Origin of the sequence: Flavobacterium sedimenticola, from assembly GCF_030053345.1 — a bacterium.
GTDB lineage: Bacteria > Bacteroidota > Bacteroidia > Flavobacteriales > Flavobacteriaceae > Flavobacterium > Flavobacterium sedimenticola.
Map to the genome: position 1 here is coordinate 212,656 of NZ_JASGBP010000002.1, position 19,693 is coordinate 232,348.

General features: G+C 39.7%; 16 protein-coding genes. 6 read left to right on the forward strand and 10 right to left on the reverse strand.

Annotated features, from left to right (window positions below):
* Positions 1–26: 26 nt before the first annotated feature.
* The 10 genes from QHT84_RS05225 to tpx all read right to left on the reverse strand — a co-directional run bounded on the left by QHT84_RS05225 (position 27) and on the right by tpx (position 14,682).
* Positions 27–419: a response regulator gene (locus QHT84_RS05225; RefSeq protein WP_283238497.1), complete on the reverse strand. Its 393-nt coding sequence runs from the start codon at positions 417–419 to the stop codon at positions 27–29.
* Positions 409–1,425, reverse strand: coding sequence for a response regulator (locus tag QHT84_RS05230; protein WP_283238498.1), 1,017 nt, complete (start codon positions 1,423–1,425; stop codon positions 409–411). Before QHT84_RS05230 ends, QHT84_RS05225 begins: the two co-directional genes overlap by 11 nt.
* A 63-nt stretch (positions 1,426–1,488) precedes the next feature.
* Positions 1,489–1,929, reverse strand: a complete 441-nt coding sequence (locus QHT84_RS05235) for a response regulator (protein ID WP_283238499.1) — start codon at positions 1,927–1,929, stop codon at positions 1,489–1,491.
* A gap of 9 nt (positions 1,930–1,938) precedes the next feature.
* Positions 1,939–7,197, reverse strand: coding sequence for a PAS domain S-box protein (locus tag QHT84_RS05240; protein WP_283238500.1), 5,259 nt, complete (start codon positions 7,195–7,197; stop codon positions 1,939–1,941).
* A 433-nt stretch (positions 7,198–7,630) separates the two neighbouring features.
* Positions 7,631–8,764 carry a 3,4-dihydroxy-2-butanone-4-phosphate synthase gene (gene ribB, locus QHT84_RS05245; protein ID WP_283238501.1) on the reverse strand — a complete coding sequence of 378 codons (1,134 nt, stop codon included), beginning with the start codon at positions 8,762–8,764 and terminating at the stop codon, positions 7,631–7,633.
* Between the two features lie 6 nt (positions 8,765–8,770).
* Entirely contained in the window at positions 8,771–10,639 is a 1,869-nt protein-coding gene (locus QHT84_RS05250) for an LptF/LptG family permease (protein ID WP_321169572.1), read from the reverse strand.
* Between the two features lie 7 nt (positions 10,640–10,646).
* Positions 10,647–11,288, reverse strand: a complete 642-nt coding sequence (locus tag QHT84_RS05255; RefSeq protein ID WP_283238502.1) for a LolA family protein — start codon at positions 11,286–11,288, stop codon at positions 10,647–10,649.
* Position 11,289: 1 nt separating this feature from the next.
* Positions 11,290–13,758 carry a DNA translocase FtsK gene (locus tag QHT84_RS05260; RefSeq protein WP_283238503.1) on the reverse strand — a complete coding sequence of 823 codons (2,469 nt, stop codon included), beginning with the start codon at positions 13,756–13,758 and terminating at the stop codon, positions 11,290–11,292.
* Between the two features lie 43 nt (positions 13,759–13,801).
* On the reverse strand, positions 13,802–14,176 hold the full coding sequence (locus QHT84_RS05265; protein WP_283238504.1) for a diacylglycerol kinase family protein: 375 nt from the start codon (positions 14,174–14,176) through the stop codon (positions 13,802–13,804).
* 8 nt (positions 14,177–14,184) lie between these two features.
* The gene (gene tpx, locus QHT84_RS05270; RefSeq protein WP_283238505.1) at positions 14,185–14,682 is read right to left on the reverse strand and encodes a thiol peroxidase; all 498 of its coding nucleotides are present in this window, start codon (positions 14,680–14,682) and stop codon (positions 14,185–14,187) included.
* Between the two features lie 179 nt (positions 14,683–14,861).
* On the opposite strand from tpx, the gene QHT84_RS05275 reads away from it, so the two are divergent.
* The 6 genes from QHT84_RS05275 to QHT84_RS05300 all read left to right on the forward strand — a co-directional run bounded on the left by QHT84_RS05275 (position 14,862) and on the right by QHT84_RS05300 (position 19,659).
* Entirely contained in the window at positions 14,862–15,185 is a 324-nt protein-coding gene (locus QHT84_RS05275; RefSeq protein WP_283238506.1) for an ArsR/SmtB family transcription factor, read from the forward strand.
* A 95-nt stretch (positions 15,186–15,280) separates the two neighbouring features.
* The gene (locus QHT84_RS05280) at positions 15,281–15,757 is read left to right on the forward strand and encodes a DUF6428 family protein (RefSeq protein WP_283238507.1); all 477 of its coding nucleotides are present in this window, start codon (positions 15,281–15,283) and stop codon (positions 15,755–15,757) included.
* A 12-nt stretch (positions 15,758–15,769) separates the two neighbouring features.
* Complete coding sequence (gene arsB / locus QHT84_RS05285; RefSeq protein ID WP_283238508.1) at positions 15,770–16,810, forward strand: ACR3 family arsenite efflux transporter; 1,041 nt, start codon at positions 15,770–15,772, stop codon at positions 16,808–16,810.
* A 5-nt stretch (positions 16,811–16,815) separates the two neighbouring features.
* The gene (locus QHT84_RS05290; RefSeq protein ID WP_283238509.1) at positions 16,816–17,427 is read left to right on the forward strand and encodes a class I SAM-dependent methyltransferase; all 612 of its coding nucleotides are present in this window, start codon (positions 16,816–16,818) and stop codon (positions 17,425–17,427) included.
* A gap of 3 nt (positions 17,428–17,430) precedes the next feature.
* Positions 17,431–17,853, forward strand: a complete 423-nt coding sequence (locus tag QHT84_RS05295; protein WP_283238510.1) for an arsenate reductase ArsC — start codon at positions 17,431–17,433, stop codon at positions 17,851–17,853.
* Positions 17,854–17,934: 81 nt separating this feature from the next.
* Positions 17,935–19,659: a tetratricopeptide repeat protein gene (locus tag QHT84_RS05300; protein ID WP_283238511.1), complete on the forward strand. Its 1,725-nt coding sequence runs from the start codon at positions 17,935–17,937 to the stop codon at positions 19,657–19,659.
* Positions 19,660–19,693 lie beyond the last annotated feature (34 nt).

The window sequence follows — 19,693 nt, forward strand, 5'->3', positions numbered from 1 at the left end:
TGTAGATGCATTAGACCGGAAAATACTCAGCCATTTCCTTTTAAGATATAGTCGTATTTATCAATAGGGATGGGTTTTGATAAAAATGCTTTAACGCAAACGAATTGCTCTGCTTTTTTTATGTCAATTTGATCTGTTGAGGATGAAACAATGTAGACCTCTATATTGCCGTTATGGTGTAAGTTGTGTTTCTCAAATTCCTGTATAAATTCCCAGCCATTCATCACCGGCATGTTTAAATCTAAGAGTACCACAAAGTGCTCTTCTCTTGAATATTCTTCAAGCAGTTTATCGAGACCGGCTTTACCATTCAAACAAGAAAAAATGCGAACCCCATCATCAAGTTTGGTTAACGCTTTTATGGTTATAAATTGGTAAATCTCATCATCATCTATGAGTATGATTTTTTTATTCATCATTGGAATCTCGAAAACTTATAAGTTGACTCTCATTAACAATCTCACGGACAATGGCATCCATTTCATCGGTGGAAACCCGCAGTTGTTGCAATAAAAAAGGCATTTCTTTTGAATCATAAGAAAGCATCTCAATCAAATTTAATATACCGAGTATACGGGATATGGGTGCTCTTACGATGTGCGACTGAGTCCAGGCTATTTTTTTGAGTTTCATATTCTGCCCTTCGATAGTTTGCAAATGGTTGAGTTTGTCTGTGATGTCGTTAGATAACACTATTCGGGCTTTTCGACCATTGTATTCCATATCTCCGCTGTAAATTTCAACCTGAATGTGTTGTCCTGATTTTAACTTATGGGTGTAAATACCCGAGAAGGCTTGTTTTCGCTCTTCTTCCGTTTTTGCTAATTGTTGATTGAGATTTTTTAGCTCCTCCTTTGGTCGGATATCTCGAATCGTCATTTTTAAAAACTCGTCTCTCGAATACCCGTATTTTCGAACCGCCGCTTCGTTAACATCCAAAAAGATGAGGTTCTCGGCATCATAGAGCCACAAAGGCTGCGGAGTGAAGTTGAAAAGATGCTGGTAAACTTCTTTGGATTTGTTTTGTTCGTACATGAATTTCTTTCGCTCCAAGGCATAAATGATGGATTTGTACAAAATCTCGGCATTGATTTCATCTTTAATCAAGAAATCGGAAACCCCTTTGGCCAAACTTTCTCGCGCCATTTTGATGTTGCTGTATCCGGTGAGTATAATAATAGGGGTTCCTTGGGCTACACTTTGAATCTTATCTACTAAATCAATTCCGTCTAAATCCGGTAAATTGAAGTCGAGGAGAATTATTGAATAAATCGTTTCCGGGGTAAATTTTTCCAATACCGACTGATAATCGGTGCAATGGTCAATAGTCACCTGTTCAAATTTATCATGCAGATTTTCTTCTATTAACAAATAATCACCGGGATTATCTTCTACAACAAGGACATGTATTTTAAGGTTTTCCATATGGGTATCACAGGATAATATTGCTACTCACGATACAAATTCATTTCATGAAACAATCGATTACTATTGCGGGATGTTATTTTTGGGTAGTTTGGATAATTGCAACCAAAACTCTTCTATTTTGAGTATCGTGTTCAGAAAATCATCCATTTCTATCGGCTTGGTGACATAACTGTTGGTGTGGTTTTGATAGGCTTTATCTACATCTCTTTGATTGGAAGAAGTGGTCAACATTATCACCGGGATGGTTTTCAAAGCATCATCTTCCTTAATCACTTTTAGCACGTCGTGACCACTGTAAATAGGAATATTGATATCCATCAAAATTAAATCGGGGATTTCCGCCTCACCAAAAGCCCCTTTTCGAAACAGAAAGTCTAACGCATCTTGTCCGTTTTTAACTACGCTGATTTTGGTCTTGACTTTACTTTCTTCAAATGCTTCCAGGGTTAGGATAATATCCCCTTCGTTGTCTTCAACCAACAATATATGAACTTCTTTCATATTGTATTTTTATTTGTTTAATGTAAAATAAAATGAACTGCCCTGGCCCGGTACAGATGTCACCCAAATTTTTCCGCCCCACATTTCGACATGCTTTTTGACTATAGCCAACCCGATTCCGGTACCGTCATATTGGTTCCTGTTGTGAAGCCTTTGAAAGATAATAAAAATTTTTTCAAAAAAACGCTCGTCAATTCCAATTCCGTTATCTCTGACTTCAAAAACCCATTCGGTTTCGTTTTCTTGTACCAAAAAATCGATTACAGGAGCCACATCCGGTTTGGAATATTTCAGAGCATTGTCTAAAAGCGAATGAATGGTTTGTATGAGCGGCGTTTTTTCGGCTAACACGATTGGCAAGTTCCCAAAATTGATAACCGCTTTTGATTCCTGTATCATTTTGCGTCTTAATCTCAAATATTCCTGAAAGACTTCGTTTAAGTCAACAGATTCCGACACTTCGGCATACCTTCCTGCTCTGGAGTATTCCAACAAATCGATGATGATTTTTTTCATTCTTTTAGCACCATCTATGGCAAAATAGATGTATTGATGTGCTTTCTCATCGAGCTGATCGCCGTATTTCCGTTTGAGTAAATCCATGAAGCTGGTAATCATCCTCAGCGGTTCCTGTAAATCATGCGAAGCGGTAAACGCAAACTGATCCAATTCTTCGTTGGCAATTTCCAGTTCTTGTGCATGTTTTTTTAGCGAAACATTCAGTTCGAATAGCTCTAATTCATAACGTTTGCGATACGTAATATCGGTCAATGCCCCAATCATTCGAATAGGATTACCGGCGGCATCTCTGATGATAAGTCCTTTATCGATCACATAAGCGTAATCGCCGTTTGCTTTTTTGAGCTGATATTCGGAACCCCATTTGTTGGTGTTTTTGTTGGAAACCGATTCGCTGATGGAATTCATTACGGCGTTAAAATCCTCCGGATGAATAAGCGAAGACCAATAGTCGACAGTTGGCACAAAGTTTTCTGTTTCATAGCCGAACAGCTTTTTGAAACCTTCACCCCAATAAAGTGTATCCTCTGTAATATTCCAGTCCCAAATAGCATCGTTGGTGGCTTCCGATATTTTTTCGAAGCGTTCGTTGGCTTCCAAGATTTTAATATCGGTTTGCTTTCTTAACGTTACGTCTTTGAAATATACTGATAAACCTTCTGCGTTGGGATAGGCCGTAACCTCAAACCATTTGTTCAGCGTTGGATAAAACTCTTCAAAGGTGACGTTTTCTCCCGTGGCTATGGCTTTATGGTATCGTCTGTAAAAATCAGAATCGACTGCATCGGCATATACTTCCCAGAGGTTTTTACCCACAATTTCTTCTTTTTTTCGATCCAGAATATTTTCCGCTTCCTTATTCCAATACGTTACTATCCAATCGTTATCCACCGCAAAAAAGGCATCACCTATACTTTCAAGGATTTTGTTTTTCTCTTCAAAGGCTTTCAGCAATCGATGGTCGGCCTCTTTTCTGAGGGTGATGTCTCGGAAAAAGACGCTAATCCCTTCGTTGGAAGGGTAGGCATTCACCTCGAGCCATATACCATAAAAATCTTCAAATGTTATAGGCTCTCGGGTTTCCATTACTTTGTGGTAGTTTGTGTAAGAAGGTAAATCAACAGCTTCCGGGAAAACGCTCCACAAGTTTTTGCCAACTAAGTCTTCTCTTTTTACGCCCAGAAGTTTTTCGGCGGTATTGTTCCAATAGGTTACCACAAAATCGTTGGTCATCGTAAAAAAAGCATCGCCAATACTTTCGATGATATTAATCTTTTCTTCGTAGGCGTTCTTTAAGTCTTCAGCTGCTTTTTTGCGCTCGTCTATATTTTTGAAGTAAGAAGAAACACCGCCGTTGGACGGATAGGTATTAATTTCGTACCAAGAATTATTTCCCGGGTAGAGATACTCGTAACTTTCGGCAATGCCCGATTTGGCAACGCGTTTGTAAATTTTTTCCATTTCGGTACCTTTGGCAGCTTCAAATTCTTTCCAAATGTTTTTACCCAAAACGTCTTCACTTTTTTTGTCCAGCAGTTTTTCAGCTTCCTTGTTAAAATAAGTAAAATTCCAATTTTTGTCGACGGCATAAAAAGCATCGGAGATACTGCTGATAATTTCTTGGATTAAAAGTGAAGTAGACTTCATCGAATGGATGTCTTGCAAACTACCAAAAATTTTGGTGCATACGCCATCGATTCGTTCGCTTTTCCCGATACAACGCACCCATTTTTCTTTACCGGTTGGCGTAACAATCAACAATTCTTCATCATACTCGGTACCGTCTTGGATTAACTTTTCTACGGCATTTTGGATGATTGATTTGCTTTCCTCTTTGTAAAATTCAAAGCCACCGGTTAGTGTAGGGTTGTAATTATCATCTACTTCAAGAATTTCCCTTACTATAGAAGACCAGTACATGGCATCGTTCCCGTTTTGTTTAATTCTGTCCATTTCCCAACTGCCAATCCGAGCCATTTTGGAAACTTCTTTATACAAATTGGTGATTCTTTTTTCCTCTGTAATGTCGAATACCATAGAGTTGAAAACGATGGTGTTATCGGCCAATCGATAAGGCGTTCCGAAGCCTTCGTGCCATCTGACTTCACCGTTCGGTAAAATATTTCGCCATTGCATATGCCATTGGCTGAGATTTTCCACTGATTTTCGGATACTTTGACGTACTTCCTCGTAATTGCCACCCCGTTTGATTTGCTCCCAAATTAAGTCGATGTTTTCCTCAGATTCTTGAGGGGATAAATTCCAAATTCTGTGTGAGGCTTTAGAGACCGTGAATAGTTGATCTTTTCCGTTGGGATATAAATAGTATTGAAAGGCAACTCCGGGTAAGTCATCGGTTATAGATTGAAGTCGGTGCTCCGTTTTTTTCAAACTTGAAATGTCTTGAAAACTTCCGAAAAGGCGGATACATTTTCCGTTGTGCATCTCTGATTGTCCGATGGTTCGCACCCATTTTTCGTTGCCTTTTGCGCTTATTAAAGCGGCTTCAAAATCAAAAGGATTTCCGGTTTCAATCGAAGACTCAACGGTTTTCTTTACAAAATCTCTGTAATCTTCTCTGTAAAAATCGATACCGGATTGGAGATCCGGACTATAATCGTGAGGATTCGTATCATGAATTTTATGCACTTCTGCGGACCATATCAGTTTGCTGTTGATTAAGTCGATTTCCCAACCTCCGATGTTGGCCAATTGAGTAGCATCATTTAAAAGTTCTTTGAGCTTTCGTTCATTCGTAATGTTTTTGGCCGTGGCATATACAATGCCTTCATCTTTTAAAGAGTTACTGTGCCAACTGAGCCAGATGGTATTACCGGTTTTGGTGATGTACCTATTCTCAAATTGGAAAACAGTTTGTCCTTCTTTGAGCTTGAGCATTTCATTACTTGTGGTATGTTTGTCGGCCGGATGCACAAGATTTTGAAATGGAGTCCCTATTAATTCGGCTTCGGTATACCCTAAAAGGTCACAACCTGCTTTGTTTACTTTGATAAATCGACCTTCAAAATCAGTCAAGCAGATTAAATCGGGTAAGGCTTCAAATAAATGCGAAAGGTCTCCTTCCAGTCTTTTTCGGTTGATCTCCGACCCGATAAATGTTTCCAGTTTGGAAAGTATAGGACGGTGTTGTTCTATAGAAACTTTGTCCTCGGAGGCACCTACAACCAAAACACCTACTATTTTTTCCTGATGTTTTAAAGGAATACCCAGTACCGATTTGATTCCGGATGCTTTAGCTCCTTTTTTTCTCAAGAACGGGGAATTGGAATCGATATCTCCCCAAGCAATGGCTTTTTTTTCTTTCCAAACTTTACCCGGAAGTCCTTTGTTTATAGGTATTTCAGTCAGGCTTCCTTCAATGGCATAGAAGTCTTGAGCTACGGGATTTCCGAGACATTTTGAATAAAGACGTATCGTTTTTTGATGAATTGAAGGCAACCAAATTTCACACAAACTAAAATCGGCGTATTCAACAATCAGCTTGCAAAGCTCATAGAGAGACGTTTTTAAGTCGACTCCTTCGTTAAACACATTGCTTATTTTGGCCAATAACTCTTTTTGAATTTGTTCGTTTTTGAGAGCTGTTACATCTCTTTCGATAGCAACCCAATGGGTAAACCATCCTTTGTCATCGGCTACCGGAGACACCGTGAAATTTATCCAAAAAGGTTCTCCGTTTTTTTTGTAATTGATAGTGGTGATTTCACAAGATTCCCAATTTCGTATAGCCTTACTCAATCGTTCCAGAGCTTGCTTATCCGACTTGGGCCCTTGCAGAATACGTGGGGACTGACCCATAACTTCCTCGGCATCGTATCCCGTCATTTTTGTAAAGGCCTCATTGACATACAGTATTTTGGGTCCCGGTTCGTCAAATGGCTCTGCCTCGGTTATCATGATTGCGTCATTGGTGTTGGTGATAACACTCTCCAATAGCTTGAGTCTTTGTTCTTCTTCCTTTTGAGCGGTTATATCTTGTACGGTTCCTTCAAAAGCGATGGGATTACCCTCAGTATCCAAGACCAATCGTCCTCGTTCATGGACCCATTTTATGCCACCATCCGGTACTATTATTCGATGGATTAAGTCGTGTATCTTTTCTCCGGAGAAGGCCCTACTTTGTTCACGATCAAACTCTTCCCGATCTTCAGGGTGAATGGTTTGCAAAAAGCTTTCGAAGGTTAAGGAAAACGCATCTTTGTTTCGCCCCCAAATTTTGTAAACTTCATCAGACCAACTCAGCGTATTGCCATCAGTTTCGAGTCGCCAATACCCCAAATTAGAAATGGAAGCAGCCGATTTTAGCTTCGCCTCGGAAGCCCTCAAATCAATTAGTTGTTGCTCTCTTTCAGTGACATTTATAGCAGAAACCATCAAAGCATTTCGTCCTTTAAAACTAACTTTGTGGCCGTAAATGTCCATCAGAATGTACTCGCCGTTTTTCTTTTTGTGTCTGAAAATGCCGAAATGAATGGTTCCTTCTTGTTCGTATATTTTCTCTTGTGCCCGAGCAGCTTTCGAAATTTCGGTATTGTCTTTTAAATCGTTTATCGTTAAGGCTAAAAATTCTTTCTTGCTGTATCCGTATAATTTTACTGCGGATTGATTGACATCGAGTATTTTGAAGTTTTCAATATCATACACCCAATTTGGGATGGGATTGTAAAGAAAAAGCGTACTGAAATCCGACTCAGTTGATACGTTTCTACTATTTTGGTCTTGATTCATACATAACTTTTTTAATTAACAGTCAGCTTCTTAATTCAGTCAGAATCTATGCTTGCTTAAAAGATGTTGCGAATTAAGCGTATTAAAAACACTACTATGCTGTGCTTTTCCGATAGTAAAATGAATCACATAAAAATCTTTAAGGTTTAAAAAAATGAATCGGATTATAAAACTAAGACAATATGGATGTAAACAAATTAACTTTTTTGGATGAAAAAAATATCCTGCTTCTCAAAGATAAAAAACAAAACTTAATTTGTAAGTAAAAAATTTCTATTTCTATTGTGCAATAATATAAATAAGTTAAACCTGTCAGATGTGATTTTCGGTAACGCTTTTCTGGAGTTTGTTTTAGTAAATAAAAAAAGGCAAACAATAAGTGTTTGCCTTTATATGACTGTTTTGAATTCTTTGGTCGGATAAGCAGCAAAAGTTAATACGCCACATATTCGGTAATCTCCAGGCCGTAACCAATCATACCCACACGTTTGGTTTGAGTAGTGTTGGATATCAAACGTATTTTTGAAATATCAATATCATGCAGAATTTGGGCACCGATGCCAAAATCTTTAATGTCCATTTTGATTTGCGGGGCTTTCATGTTGCCTTGCGCTTGTAATTGTTTGAGTTCTCCCAGTCGATTTAACAAGTCAGAGGAGTCTTTTTCGGTATTGATAAAAATGACGGCTCCTTTTTCTTCTCGGTTAATCAATGAAAATACATGGTCGAGTTTTTTATCGTTACCGTCGGTTAAACTGGTCAAGATATCATTATTGGCTTGGGTCGAGATAATTCGGGTCAGCACCGGTTCGCCCGAATTCCAGCTTCCTTTGGTTAATGCCAAATGCACTTGTTTGTTCGTAGTTTGCCAATAGGCGCGCAGGCGAAAGGAACCAAAACGGGTGTTCATTTCAAAATCTTCTTTTTTTACAATCAAACTGTCGTGCTGCATGCGATAAGCCACCAAGTCTTCAATGGAAACCAGCTTTAAGTTGAACTTTTTAGCCACTTCCACCAATTGAGGCAAACGTGCCATGGTACCGTCTTCATTCATAATCTCTACGATTACTCCGGCAGGTTTGAATCCGGCCAAGCGGGCAAAGTCAATCGCTGCTTCGGTGTGACCGGTTCTGCGCAATACGCCGCCTTGTTTGGCGGTTAAAGGAAAGATATGACCCGGGCGTGCTAAATCAAATGGTTTGGTTTCTTCATCCACCAAGGCCAAAATAGTTTTAGCACGGTCGGAAGCCGAGATACCGGTAGTAACGCCGTGGCCTTTCAAATCAACCGAAACCGTGAATGCGGTTTCCATATGGTCGGTGTTGTTCTTCACCATCGAATGCAGCTCTAATTCGTGACAACGCTTCTCGGTTAGCGGCGCACAAATCAAGCCTCGACCATGGGTAGCCATGAAGTTAATCATCTCCGGTGTTACCTTTTCGGCAGCAGCCAAAAAATCACCTTCATTCTCTCGGTCTTCATCATCTACTACTATAATTACTTTGCCTTGACGAATGTCTTCTATGGCTTCTTCTATGGTGTTGAGTTGTATGTTGTCGGTATTCATGGGTATTTAGTTGTGTGTGTTGTGGTGTTGGTTAAGCCAATGACGGTTGTAAACGTAAAACAAAAAGTAAAACGGAAACCCAGCCGCTAAAAGTGTTGGCAGCATTACATCGGTTTTTTGATGGCGTTGTTTAGCTAAAACCAGTAGTATTTGTTGTGCTTTTATAAGACAACCCCATAATAGTACGGCTAATACTCCGGCGGTAATGAGTCCGATAGTAGTATCGGTTTTTTGAAGCAGAACAACCAATAGCAGGAGAATGTTAGCGGCTAATGCCATACCACTATAAAGGTGGTATTGTTTTCTGAGAACTGCTACTTTTTCACGGTCTAACGGTTCAGCAGTGACCGGAGGGTCTTGTTTTTTAGTCTCTAATGAATCCAAATATTGGTGGACTTCTTCAGGTTCTATAGCCAAATCGGGATTAGCGGTTAATGTAATCAAAGGCTCTTCGGTTTTATTAGGTATAATTTTGTTGAATAGTTTGGTAAGCCATTCAAAATCAAAACTAACTCCGCGATCTTCTGTAGCTCTTTTAGTCAGTAAAATTGCCAGTGGAGTAAGCACGAAAGAAGACATCCAACTGCCTAAAAACGGGGTGATTTCATCCTGTTGCGCTACTTTTTTTCCAAAAGTATTGATGAAATGGAAGATAATAAATATCATCACTGCAAATACTATGGGTAATCCCAGTCCGCCTTTGCGAATGATAGCGCCCAGTGGGGCACCGATAAAAAACATCAGCAAACAGGCATAGGCAATTACAAACTTATCGTAAAGCGCAATCCAATGCGAATTGATGTTTTTTTGTTTGTCTTCCATCTCATAACGCGCATTTTCCAACGAAAAAGCCACAGCATCTACATTCCCGTTGGCGACTCTGAGAATGTGCGTTTTATCGCTGTCGTTGAAGTTTTTGAGAATGTCTTGGTTTCCGGTGGCTAAAAGATTCGTGTTGGTATTGTAATCGATGGTGGAGAGCGTGGCTCTCTGGTTGATGTTTTCGGAAAAAGACACCAAGTCTTTGTTGTAATTTTTTTGTAACGAATCGAGAGTGAATTTCAATTCGCTTACATTGAGCATGGTGTTGGTGTTGGTAATCTTTTCTTCATTCAAATTGGCATTATTCAGTTTGGATAAATCGATGTTGATGACGTAGCGCTTAAACTCACTTTTGGCAAACGGCATTTTGCTGCGGTCTTCAAACTTTTTCGGAATAATATCTTCATAGTAATTACCGTCTCGCAATACCAATTTCAGTACATTCGAATCTTCACTACTGATTAATTCACCCGTTTTGGCTTTGATTACAGTATTAGTACCCGAACCCAAACTCGCCTTTTTGTGAATGGTTACTTTACTCAAATAACGACCGTTGTCACCCGATTTTTTTTCAACTTTAATCGTATAATTTCCCACTTCGCTAAACTGTCCTTCGGCGATAGCCATGGCAGGCTTCACTTGCGCAATGTTTCGGCGGAAGTTGATAAACTTATATTCGGCATAGGGAATCACATTGTTGGCAAACAAAAAGGCGACAATGCTTAAAAAAAGAATGAATACGGTTAAGCTTCGCATGGCTCTTTGCAATGAAATCCCCGACGATTTCATCGCGGCAAATTCGTAGTTTTCGGCCAAACTTCCAAAAGTCATGATAGAAGCAAGCAATACCGAAAGCGGCAACACCAACGGAATAATACTCGGCATTTTGAAAAGCAGAAACTTGATAATCATTAACACATCAAGGTCTTTTCCCGCCAATTCTGAGATAAAAAGCCAAACGACCTGCAATACGAATATAAAAAACAAGATTACAAATACCGTAGTAAATGTAATCAGAAAGGATTTTAATAAGTACCGGTCGAGTATTTTCACCTTGAGTTTAATCTAGTTTATTGATGTAGTAATTCGGATATTTACTAGCTGCAAAGGTAAACTGATTTTTGGATAATGGCTGATTGGTTTTAAAAGAATTAACAGTCAACGTCGTTCGCGTTCCGTTTTTACCCATTTCAATCACATTGTAAATGTTTTTGGTTTGCGAATCAATTCCCAAAAGTACTTCTTTACGTTGGTCTTTTGGGTTGGTTGGAACCAACTTGATATACTGTATTTTGCGACCTTTCACATCTTGCAAAATGTCCCAGTAGTATTTGTAACCGCTGTTGAAGAAAGTCAGCATTTTAGAAGGAGTTACTGCGTTATCGTCTTTTTCATTAACACTCGAAATGGTGATTTCTTCATCTTCAGGAACTATAGTATACGTTTTTTTGCCGTCGAATATTTTGGTAACTCCTAAAAAGTTCAATACGTATTTGTTGCCTTCCAACACCAAGTTGCCCTTGCTCTCTTTGTTGATGTTTTCTTTAAGATTGGTTAGGGTGTATTTAAAGTCGATGGTAATATTGTTGTACGTTTTTACCTTAGCGGTAACTTGGTCTAACAAGTCTTTGGCTTTTTTATCTTGTGCATTAGCGGTGACACTTACCCATAACAATAATGCAATAGATAGAATCTTGTTCATTTTAACTGTTGTTTTGTTCATTATTAAAAAATTGCTCCAAAGAAGCTAAGTCGGTGATGTTTACACTACGCGCTTTGCTTCCTTCAAACGGACCAACAATACCGGCCGCCTCCAACTGATCAATCAGTCTTCCGGCACGGTTGTAGCCCAGTTTCAGCTTTCTTTGCAATAATGATGCCGAACCTTGCTGTGCCGTCACAATTATTTCTGCCGCTTCTCGGAACATACTGTCCCTTTCCGAGATATCAAACTCTAAATTCACGCTGCTGCCTTCTTCACCCACATATTCCGGTAACAAGTAGGCACTGGCATACGCTTTTTGGGAACCGATAAAATCGACAATTTTTTCTACCTCCGGAGTGTCCACAAAGGCACATTGTACCCTTACCAAGTCGTTTCCGTTGGAATATAATAAATCACCGCGACCAATTAACTGATCGGCTCCTTGCGTATCTAAAATGGTTCGGGAGTCGATTTTTGAGGTTACGCGGAAAGCAATACGCGCCGGGAAGTTGGCTTTAATGATACCGGTAATTACATTCACCGATGGTCTTTGCGTGGCGATAATCAGATGAATACCAATGGCTCGGGCTAACTGTGCCAAACGGGCTATTGGGGTTTCCACTTCTTTACCCGCTGTCATAATCAAATCGGCAAACTCATCTACCACCAAAACAATGTAAGGCAGGAAACGATGTCCGTGTTCCGGATTTAATTTACGGGATTTGAATTTCTCGTTGTACTCCTTAATGTTACGCACCATGGCGTCCTTGAGTAACGAATAACGGTTATCCATTTCCACGCATAGCGAATTGAGCGTGTTGATTACTTTGGTGTTGTCGGTGATAATGGCGTCTTCTACATCGGGTAATTTGGCCAAGTAATGCCGCTCGATTTTATTGAATAATGTCAACTCTACCTTTTTCGGGTCGACCAACACAAACTTGACTTCCGCCGGATGTTTTTTATACAAAAGCGATGTTAGAACGGCATTCAAACCTACCGATTTTCCTTGTCCGGTTGCACCGGCCATCAGCAAGTGCGGCATTTTGGCTAAATCGACTACAAAGGTTTCGTTGGAAATGGTTTTTCCTAAAGCAATAGGCAATTCCATTTCGGCTTCCTGGAATTTGGCCGAAGCAATGACCGTTTTCATCGGCACCATAGTCGGATTTTTATTCGGCACCTCAATACCAATGGTTCCTTTGCCCGGAATAGGGGCGATGATACGAATTCCCAGCGCCGAAAGCGACAAAGCAATATCGTCTTCCAGACTTTTGATTTTAGAAATGCGAATACCGGCTTCGGGCACAATTTCGTATAAAGTTACCGAAGGTCCGACAGTAGCTTTGATTTGTGCGATATCAATTTTGTAGTTGCGCAAGGTTTCTACAATACGATTCTTGTTTTCTTCTAGTTCTTCCTGATTGATGGTGATTCCAACCGAAGTATATTCTTTTAATAAATCAATCGTAGGGAATTTGTAATTGGACAATTCCAACGTTGGATCAAACAACCCAAAATCGGCTACCAATTTGGCAGCCAAATTTTCTTCTATTACATCTTCGTCGGCAGCTTGCTCGATGACAAAAGCTTCGTCTCCGGTTTCAATGATATGTTTTACCGGTTCGGGAGTAGCAATCGGTTCCGGTGTAGGCGTAACGGTTTTTATGGTAGGCTCCAAATTGATTTCGGAAGCGTTTTCAATAGTGGGTTTCAACGCCTCTTTGTTGATTTCAAATTGTGATGTTTTGAGAGTCGGTTCCTCATTTTCTTCATTATTTTCCTCTTCGGTCACCGCAAATTCTTCCAAATTATAATCGGTGCTCTGCGGGGTAGGCGCCATACTTTTGATGTCCTCTTTAAAATCTTTGTGTTTCTTCTCGAAGAATGATTTGATGGCGTCGGGCGAGACTTTTATTTTGAAAATGATGTAAATAATGATGGCAAAAATGAGCAACAAGGCCGTTCCGGTTTTACCGATATAATCTTGGAAGAACAAATTCATTTCATAGCCAACAGTGCCGCCTAATTCGGGCAATGTATGGGCAAAAAAACCAAACAGAATGGATAACACCACCAAAGCGAATAAATCCCAAAACCAAGTGTTTTTCAATTTTTTAAGCGGCAAGTCTAAAATGAGAAAAGCACCGCTCAGGAAAAGCAGTTTGACCAATAAAAAGGCTGCAACTCCAAAACCTCTGTAAATAAACAAATCGGCCAAATAGGCGCCAAATTTACCCAGCCAGTTTTGTACTTCCTCTTGTCGGTCGGTAAAGGCGTCTACCGCACTTTGGTCGACCCGACCATGCAAAAAGAACGAAATAAACGACACTAAAAAGGCAATAGAAGATAATACCAACACAAAGCCGAACAGCATTCGGTATTGTTTTTTGGTACGCAGTATTTTTAATTCCAGATTCGGATCTTTGTCCTTTTCTTTGGTTTCTTTCTTTACCGTTTTTGCCATAGGTTTGTTGTAACGCTATAAAAATAGAAATTTAATCTGTAAGCTATAAAAATTTAGGTACATAAATGAGCAATCCAACCGCAATGGCTGCTAAGGCCGCAAAAAGAACACCGCCGGCGGCAATGTCTTTGATAAAGCCTATCTTTTGATGAAATTCGGGATGCACAAAATCAGCTACTTTTTCGATAGCTGTATTCATACTTTCGATGCCCAATACCAATCCGAAGGCTAACAGTTGCATCATCCATTCGTACCGATTGATATCGAAGTAAAAACCTGCTGCCACCATTAAAACGGCTAATGAAAACTGCACCATGACACTGTGTTCGGTGGTGATAAGCTTCAAAGCGCCTTTAAAGGCATAGCCGATACTTTTCAGTCTACCGGTAAAAAAGGAGTTGTCTTTCTCGAACGCCATACGCTTTGTTATAATGCGGCTAACGCGGCTTCATAATTCGGTTCATTGGCAATTTCAGGCACCAATTCGGTGTAGGTTACTACGCCATTTTCATCTATCACAATCACGGCGCGTGTGTGTAAACCTGAAAATACACCATCTGTAATTTCAAGACCATAGTCTTTCCCGAATTGTCCGGTAGGGAAATCGGAAAGATTAATCACGTTTTCTAATCCTTCGGCACCACAAAAACGCTTTTGTGCAAAGGGTAAATCGCGGGAAATACACAGCACTTTGGTATTCTCTAAAGCACTTGCTTTAGCATTAAAAGTTCTTACTGATGTTGCACAAGTGTTGGTGTCGATGCTGGGAAAGATGTTGAGAACTAATTTACTTCCTGAAAAATCGGCTAAAGTGGCGCGACTCAAATCTTGTTTTACTAATTGAAATTCAGGTGCTTTGGAACCAGTTTTCGGTAATTCACCATTGGTATGTACGGGGTTTCCACCCAAAGTAACTGTGGCCATAAAATTTAAATTTGATTGCCAAAAGTAACGAAAATATTTAGAATTGAGTTTTGAAATTTGAGTTTTGTCGTATTCCGATATTTCGCTTTAGGATTAGAAATTTTAAAAATTTATTTCAAAATATTTGGTGGTTAATATTGTTTTATCGTAATATTGCAATATAAAAATTAAACAATCTTATGGGCGCTTCCAAAACCGACTCTTTTTCTGTTGAACAAAACGAAATGGCTAACTTGTTTAAAGCTTTGTCTCATCCGGCGCGAATAGCTATAGTAGAGTATCTGCTTACCGTAGACAGTTGTATTTGTGGTGATATTGTAAACGAATTGCCATTAGCGCAACCTACGATTTCTCAACATTTAAAGGAATTAAAAAATGCTAATATCATAAAGGGTACGGTTGAAGGTACGGCCATTTGTTATTGCCTTAATCCCGATACTATTGCCAAGATTGAAAATCATTTTGGGATGATAGGTCATAAATTAAAAAACAAGTGCTGTTGATTATAAGGGAAAAAAGAGAAATGGTTCTTTCTGATAATCTGAGCATTCTAACGCATCTTATAATTTAAGTAGTCTAACAATTAAAAAATTTAAAAATGAAATTATCACAAATTAAAAACGAATTACAAAAGCTTAGTACCATAGCTTTTCAATTGCCTAACGGTGATTTGGTTCCTAATCATTTTCACGTGACTGAAGTAGGTCGCGTCACCAAACATTTTATCGATTGTGGCGGCACGGTTCGGCAGGAAGAAATCGTGAACTTTCAACTTTGGGAAGCCAACGATTACGATCATCGTTTGCATCCTGAAAAGTTAGTTCACATTATCGAACTTTCGGAAAAAGTTTTGGGCTTACCCGATGCTGAGATTGAGGTGGAATACCAAATGCCGGACACCATCGGCAAATTCAGCTTAGATTTTAACGGTACTCATTTCCTGCTTACCTCTAAAGAAACCACCTGTTTGGCCAAAGACAACTGTGGTATTCCGGCAGAGAAAATAAAAACCAAAATAGGAGAGTGGAAAGCCAAAGAAACTTCTTGTTGTACTCCCGACTCAGGTTGCTGCTAACCTTGTAATTGTATGAAGAAAAGATTAGGTTTTTTGGATCGATTTTTAACGTTTTGGATATTTTCAGCCATGATGCTCGGCGTGGGAATTGGCTATCTTATTCCGAATTCAGCCGATTTTGTCAATTCTTTTTCTTCGGGAACAACCAATATCCCTTTGGCCATTGGCTTGATTTTAATGATGTATCCACCATTGGTAAAAATCGATTTCTCCAAAGTACCGCAAATGCTTAGAAAACCCAAATTGCTTACAGCTTCCTTATTTATTACTTGGATTGTCGGTCCGTTTTTGATGTTTTTATTGGCTACATTTTTCCTGAAAGACTATCCCGAATACATGACCGGTTTGATCATTATTGGCATTGCACCTTGTATTGCTATGGTAATTGTTTGGAACGAATTGGCCGAAGGCAACCGGGAATTAACCGCCGGTTTGATTGGAATAAACAGTTTGTTACAAGTTTTCTTTTTCAGTTTGTATGCCTACTTTTATTTGGAAATCATGTTGCCGTTATTTGGTATTAAAGGTTTAGAATTAAATATTTCTATTGCTGAAATTGCCGAAACAGTTGGTATTTATTTAGGTATTCCGTTTGCTTTGGCAGTATGTAGCCGTTATTCCATTAAAAAGGTTGTTGGTGATAAATGGTTCAATCAAAAGTTTATTCCGTTCATTTCTCCCATTACTCTGATTGCTTTACTTTTTACCATAGTCGTAATGTTCAGTTTAAAAGGTGAAATGATAGTCGATTTACCGTTGGATGTTCTTCGCATAGCCATTCCTTTGGTCTTCTTTTTTGCGGTAATGTTTTTTTTGATGTTTTTTGTATCCAAAAAGATAGGGGCAAATTATCGCGAGGCAGTGGCCTTATCATTTACGGCTTCAGGCAATAATTTCGAGTTGGCGATTGCGGTTTCCATTGGCGTTTTCGGAATCAACAGCGGACAAGCTTTTGCGGGCGTAATTGGTCCGTTGGTAGAAGTTCCCGCTTTAATTATATTGGTGAATGTTGCTTTTTGGTTGAGAAAAAAGTATTTTAGTACAACTGCTTGATAACTATGGAACGCAAAGAACACTGGGAAAATGTATTTTCCACCAAGACCGAAAAAGAAGTGAGTTGGTACCAAGACTATCCCAAGACGTCCGTCGATTATATTACCGCGCTTCATTTACCGCTTGAGGCCAAAATTATAGATATCGGCGGAGGCGACAGTTATTTGATGGATGCCTTGCTCGATTTAGGCTATACTAATTTAACCTTGTTGGATATTTCGGCTAAAGCTATAGAGCGAATCAAAGCCCGTTTGGGTGAAAAGGCGGGTAAAGTGACTTTTATCGTCTCGGATATTTTAGATTTTAACCCAACAGAACAATACGATTTTTGGCACGACAGAGCATGCTTTCATTTTTTAACCGATGCTGTTCAAATTCAGCAATATGTTGCTATTGTAACCAATGCGTTGCATCATAAAGGAAATGTTTTGATTGGCACATTTTCCGATAAAGGGCCTAAAAAGTGTAGTGGTTTAGATATCAAGCAATACAGTCAGGAACACCTGAGATTGCTTTTTGAGAAAGATTTTGAACTGAAAGGATGCTTCTCCGAAGATCATCATACGCCCTTTGGTACCATTCAGAACTTTTTATTTTGCGGATTTAAAAGAAAATAAACAATGAAAAATATATTAGTTTTATGTACCGGCAACAGTTGCCGAAGCCAAATGGCACATGGGTATTTGGCGCATTTTGCCCATCCCGAAAAAGTAACGGTTTATTCGGCGGGAGTAGAAACCCATGGGGTCAATGCTTTAGCCATAGCCATTATGAAAGAAGATGGTGTTGATATATCGAATCATACTTCAAATAATGTAGACGAGTATTTCGATATTCCGTTTGATTATGTCATCACCGTGTGTGACAATGCCAAAGAGCGCTGCCCGTTTTTCCCAACACAAGCCGTCAAGTTTCACCACAATTTTCCCGATCCGTCCAAAGTAAAAGGCTCTACCACGGAAGTGATTGATGAGTTCAGGAGGGTAAGGGAAATGATTAAAAAGTATTGTCAAGATTTTGTACAGCAAAACCAACTCAATTGAGTTGGTTTTTTGCTTACTATAAGATGCAAACAACTTTGTTTTCATTTTTTTAGTACATTTGAAAGTACTAAACAATTGATTATGAATTTGTTTGTGAGATTTTCGACCGCCATTGCGCTGCTTTTTTGTGTGGCATGTAAAAAAGAACCCACAGCTCCTAAAAAAGAAAAAGCCGGTAAAGATGCTTATGGTTGCGCTCCGCAAACTACCGATGCCAAATGGTTTCAAGGCGATAATAAAGCTCCGTTGTTTGAAGGTATGGATATACTTCATTATCCTGTAACGACCTCCAACAAAGAAGCGCAACAGTATTTCAATCAAGGATTAGCTCTGGCGTATGGTTTCAATCATGCCGAGGCCGCGCGATCCTTTTATTATGCCACCAAGTTAGATCCCGATTGTGCCATGGCTTTTTGGGGCTATGCCTATGTTTTGGGTCCGAATTACAACGGCGGTATGGAGCCCGACAATTACCAAAGAGCCTACAAGGCCATTCAGCAAGCGATTCAGTTATCCGAAAAGGCTTCCGATAAAGAGAAAGCCCTAATCCAGGCGATGGCAAAACGATACACGGCGAAGCCGGTGGAAGACCGAAGTTCACTGGATGAGGCTTATGCAGCTGCCATGAAAAAAGTGGCCCAACAGTATCCGGAAGATCATGATATCAACGCCTTGTATGTCGAATCGATTATGAATTTACATCCCTGGGATTTGTACGATAAAAAAGGAAACCCAAAACCATGGACACCCGAAATCGAAACCCTTTTGGAACAAATACTGAAAAAGAATCCGAAACATGTAGGAGCGAATCACTTTTACATTCATGCCGTGGAATCGTCCAACACACCCGAAAGAGGAAATGCAGCAGCAGAACGATTCGATAAAGGGTTAGTACCGGGCTCCGGACATTTGATTCACATGCCTTCTCACATTTACATTCGAACCGGAGCATACCACAAAGGTACTTTGGCCAACATCAATGCGGTGAAAAAAGACAGCGTTTATGTTACTATGTGTCACGCGCAAGGGGCTTATCCGTTGGCTTACTATCCGCACAATTTTCATTTCTTGGCAGGCACGGCCACTTTGGAAGGAAATTATAAATGGGCCATGTATGGGGCAAATGAAACGGCAAATCACGTTCATCCCAAAACCATGACGGAACCCGGTTGGTCTACCTTGCAACATTATTATGTGATACCGTACTATGTGGCGGTAAAGTTTGGTAAATGGGATGAAGTGTTACAAATGAAGTTAGTTTCTGATACCTTAAAATATCCATCAGCTGTGGCGCATTATGCCAAAGGGATGGCGTATTTGGGTAAAAAAGATATAGCAAAAGCCAAGAGCGAATTGAAAAAGTTAGAATCGTTGGCCAATGATGTCGCTATGAAAAAAATGACCATTTGGGAAATCAATTCGATGTATGACATTTTACAAATAGCGGTTAGGGTTTTAAAAGGCGAAATTTCAGCCTCAGAAGGAAAGTACCCACAGAGTATAGCCTTGCTCAAAGAGGCGGTTGCCATTGAAGATAAACTAAACTACAACGAACCACCGGATTGGTTTTTTTCGGTGCGCCATCACCTGGGCGCGGTGCAAATTGAGGCCGGGAAATACCAAGAGGCTATTGCCACCTTGGAAACCGATTTGAAGCAATTTCGCAACAACGGCTGGGCACAACACGGCTTGAAATTGGCCTATCAAAAACTAAACAATCCCGCCAAAGTGAAAGCCATGGAAAACCTACTGCGCCAAAGTTGGGCTACTGCCGACATAACGATTCAAACGTCCAGAATTAAATAAAAAAAGTCCCGTTCAACGGGACTTTTTTATATTT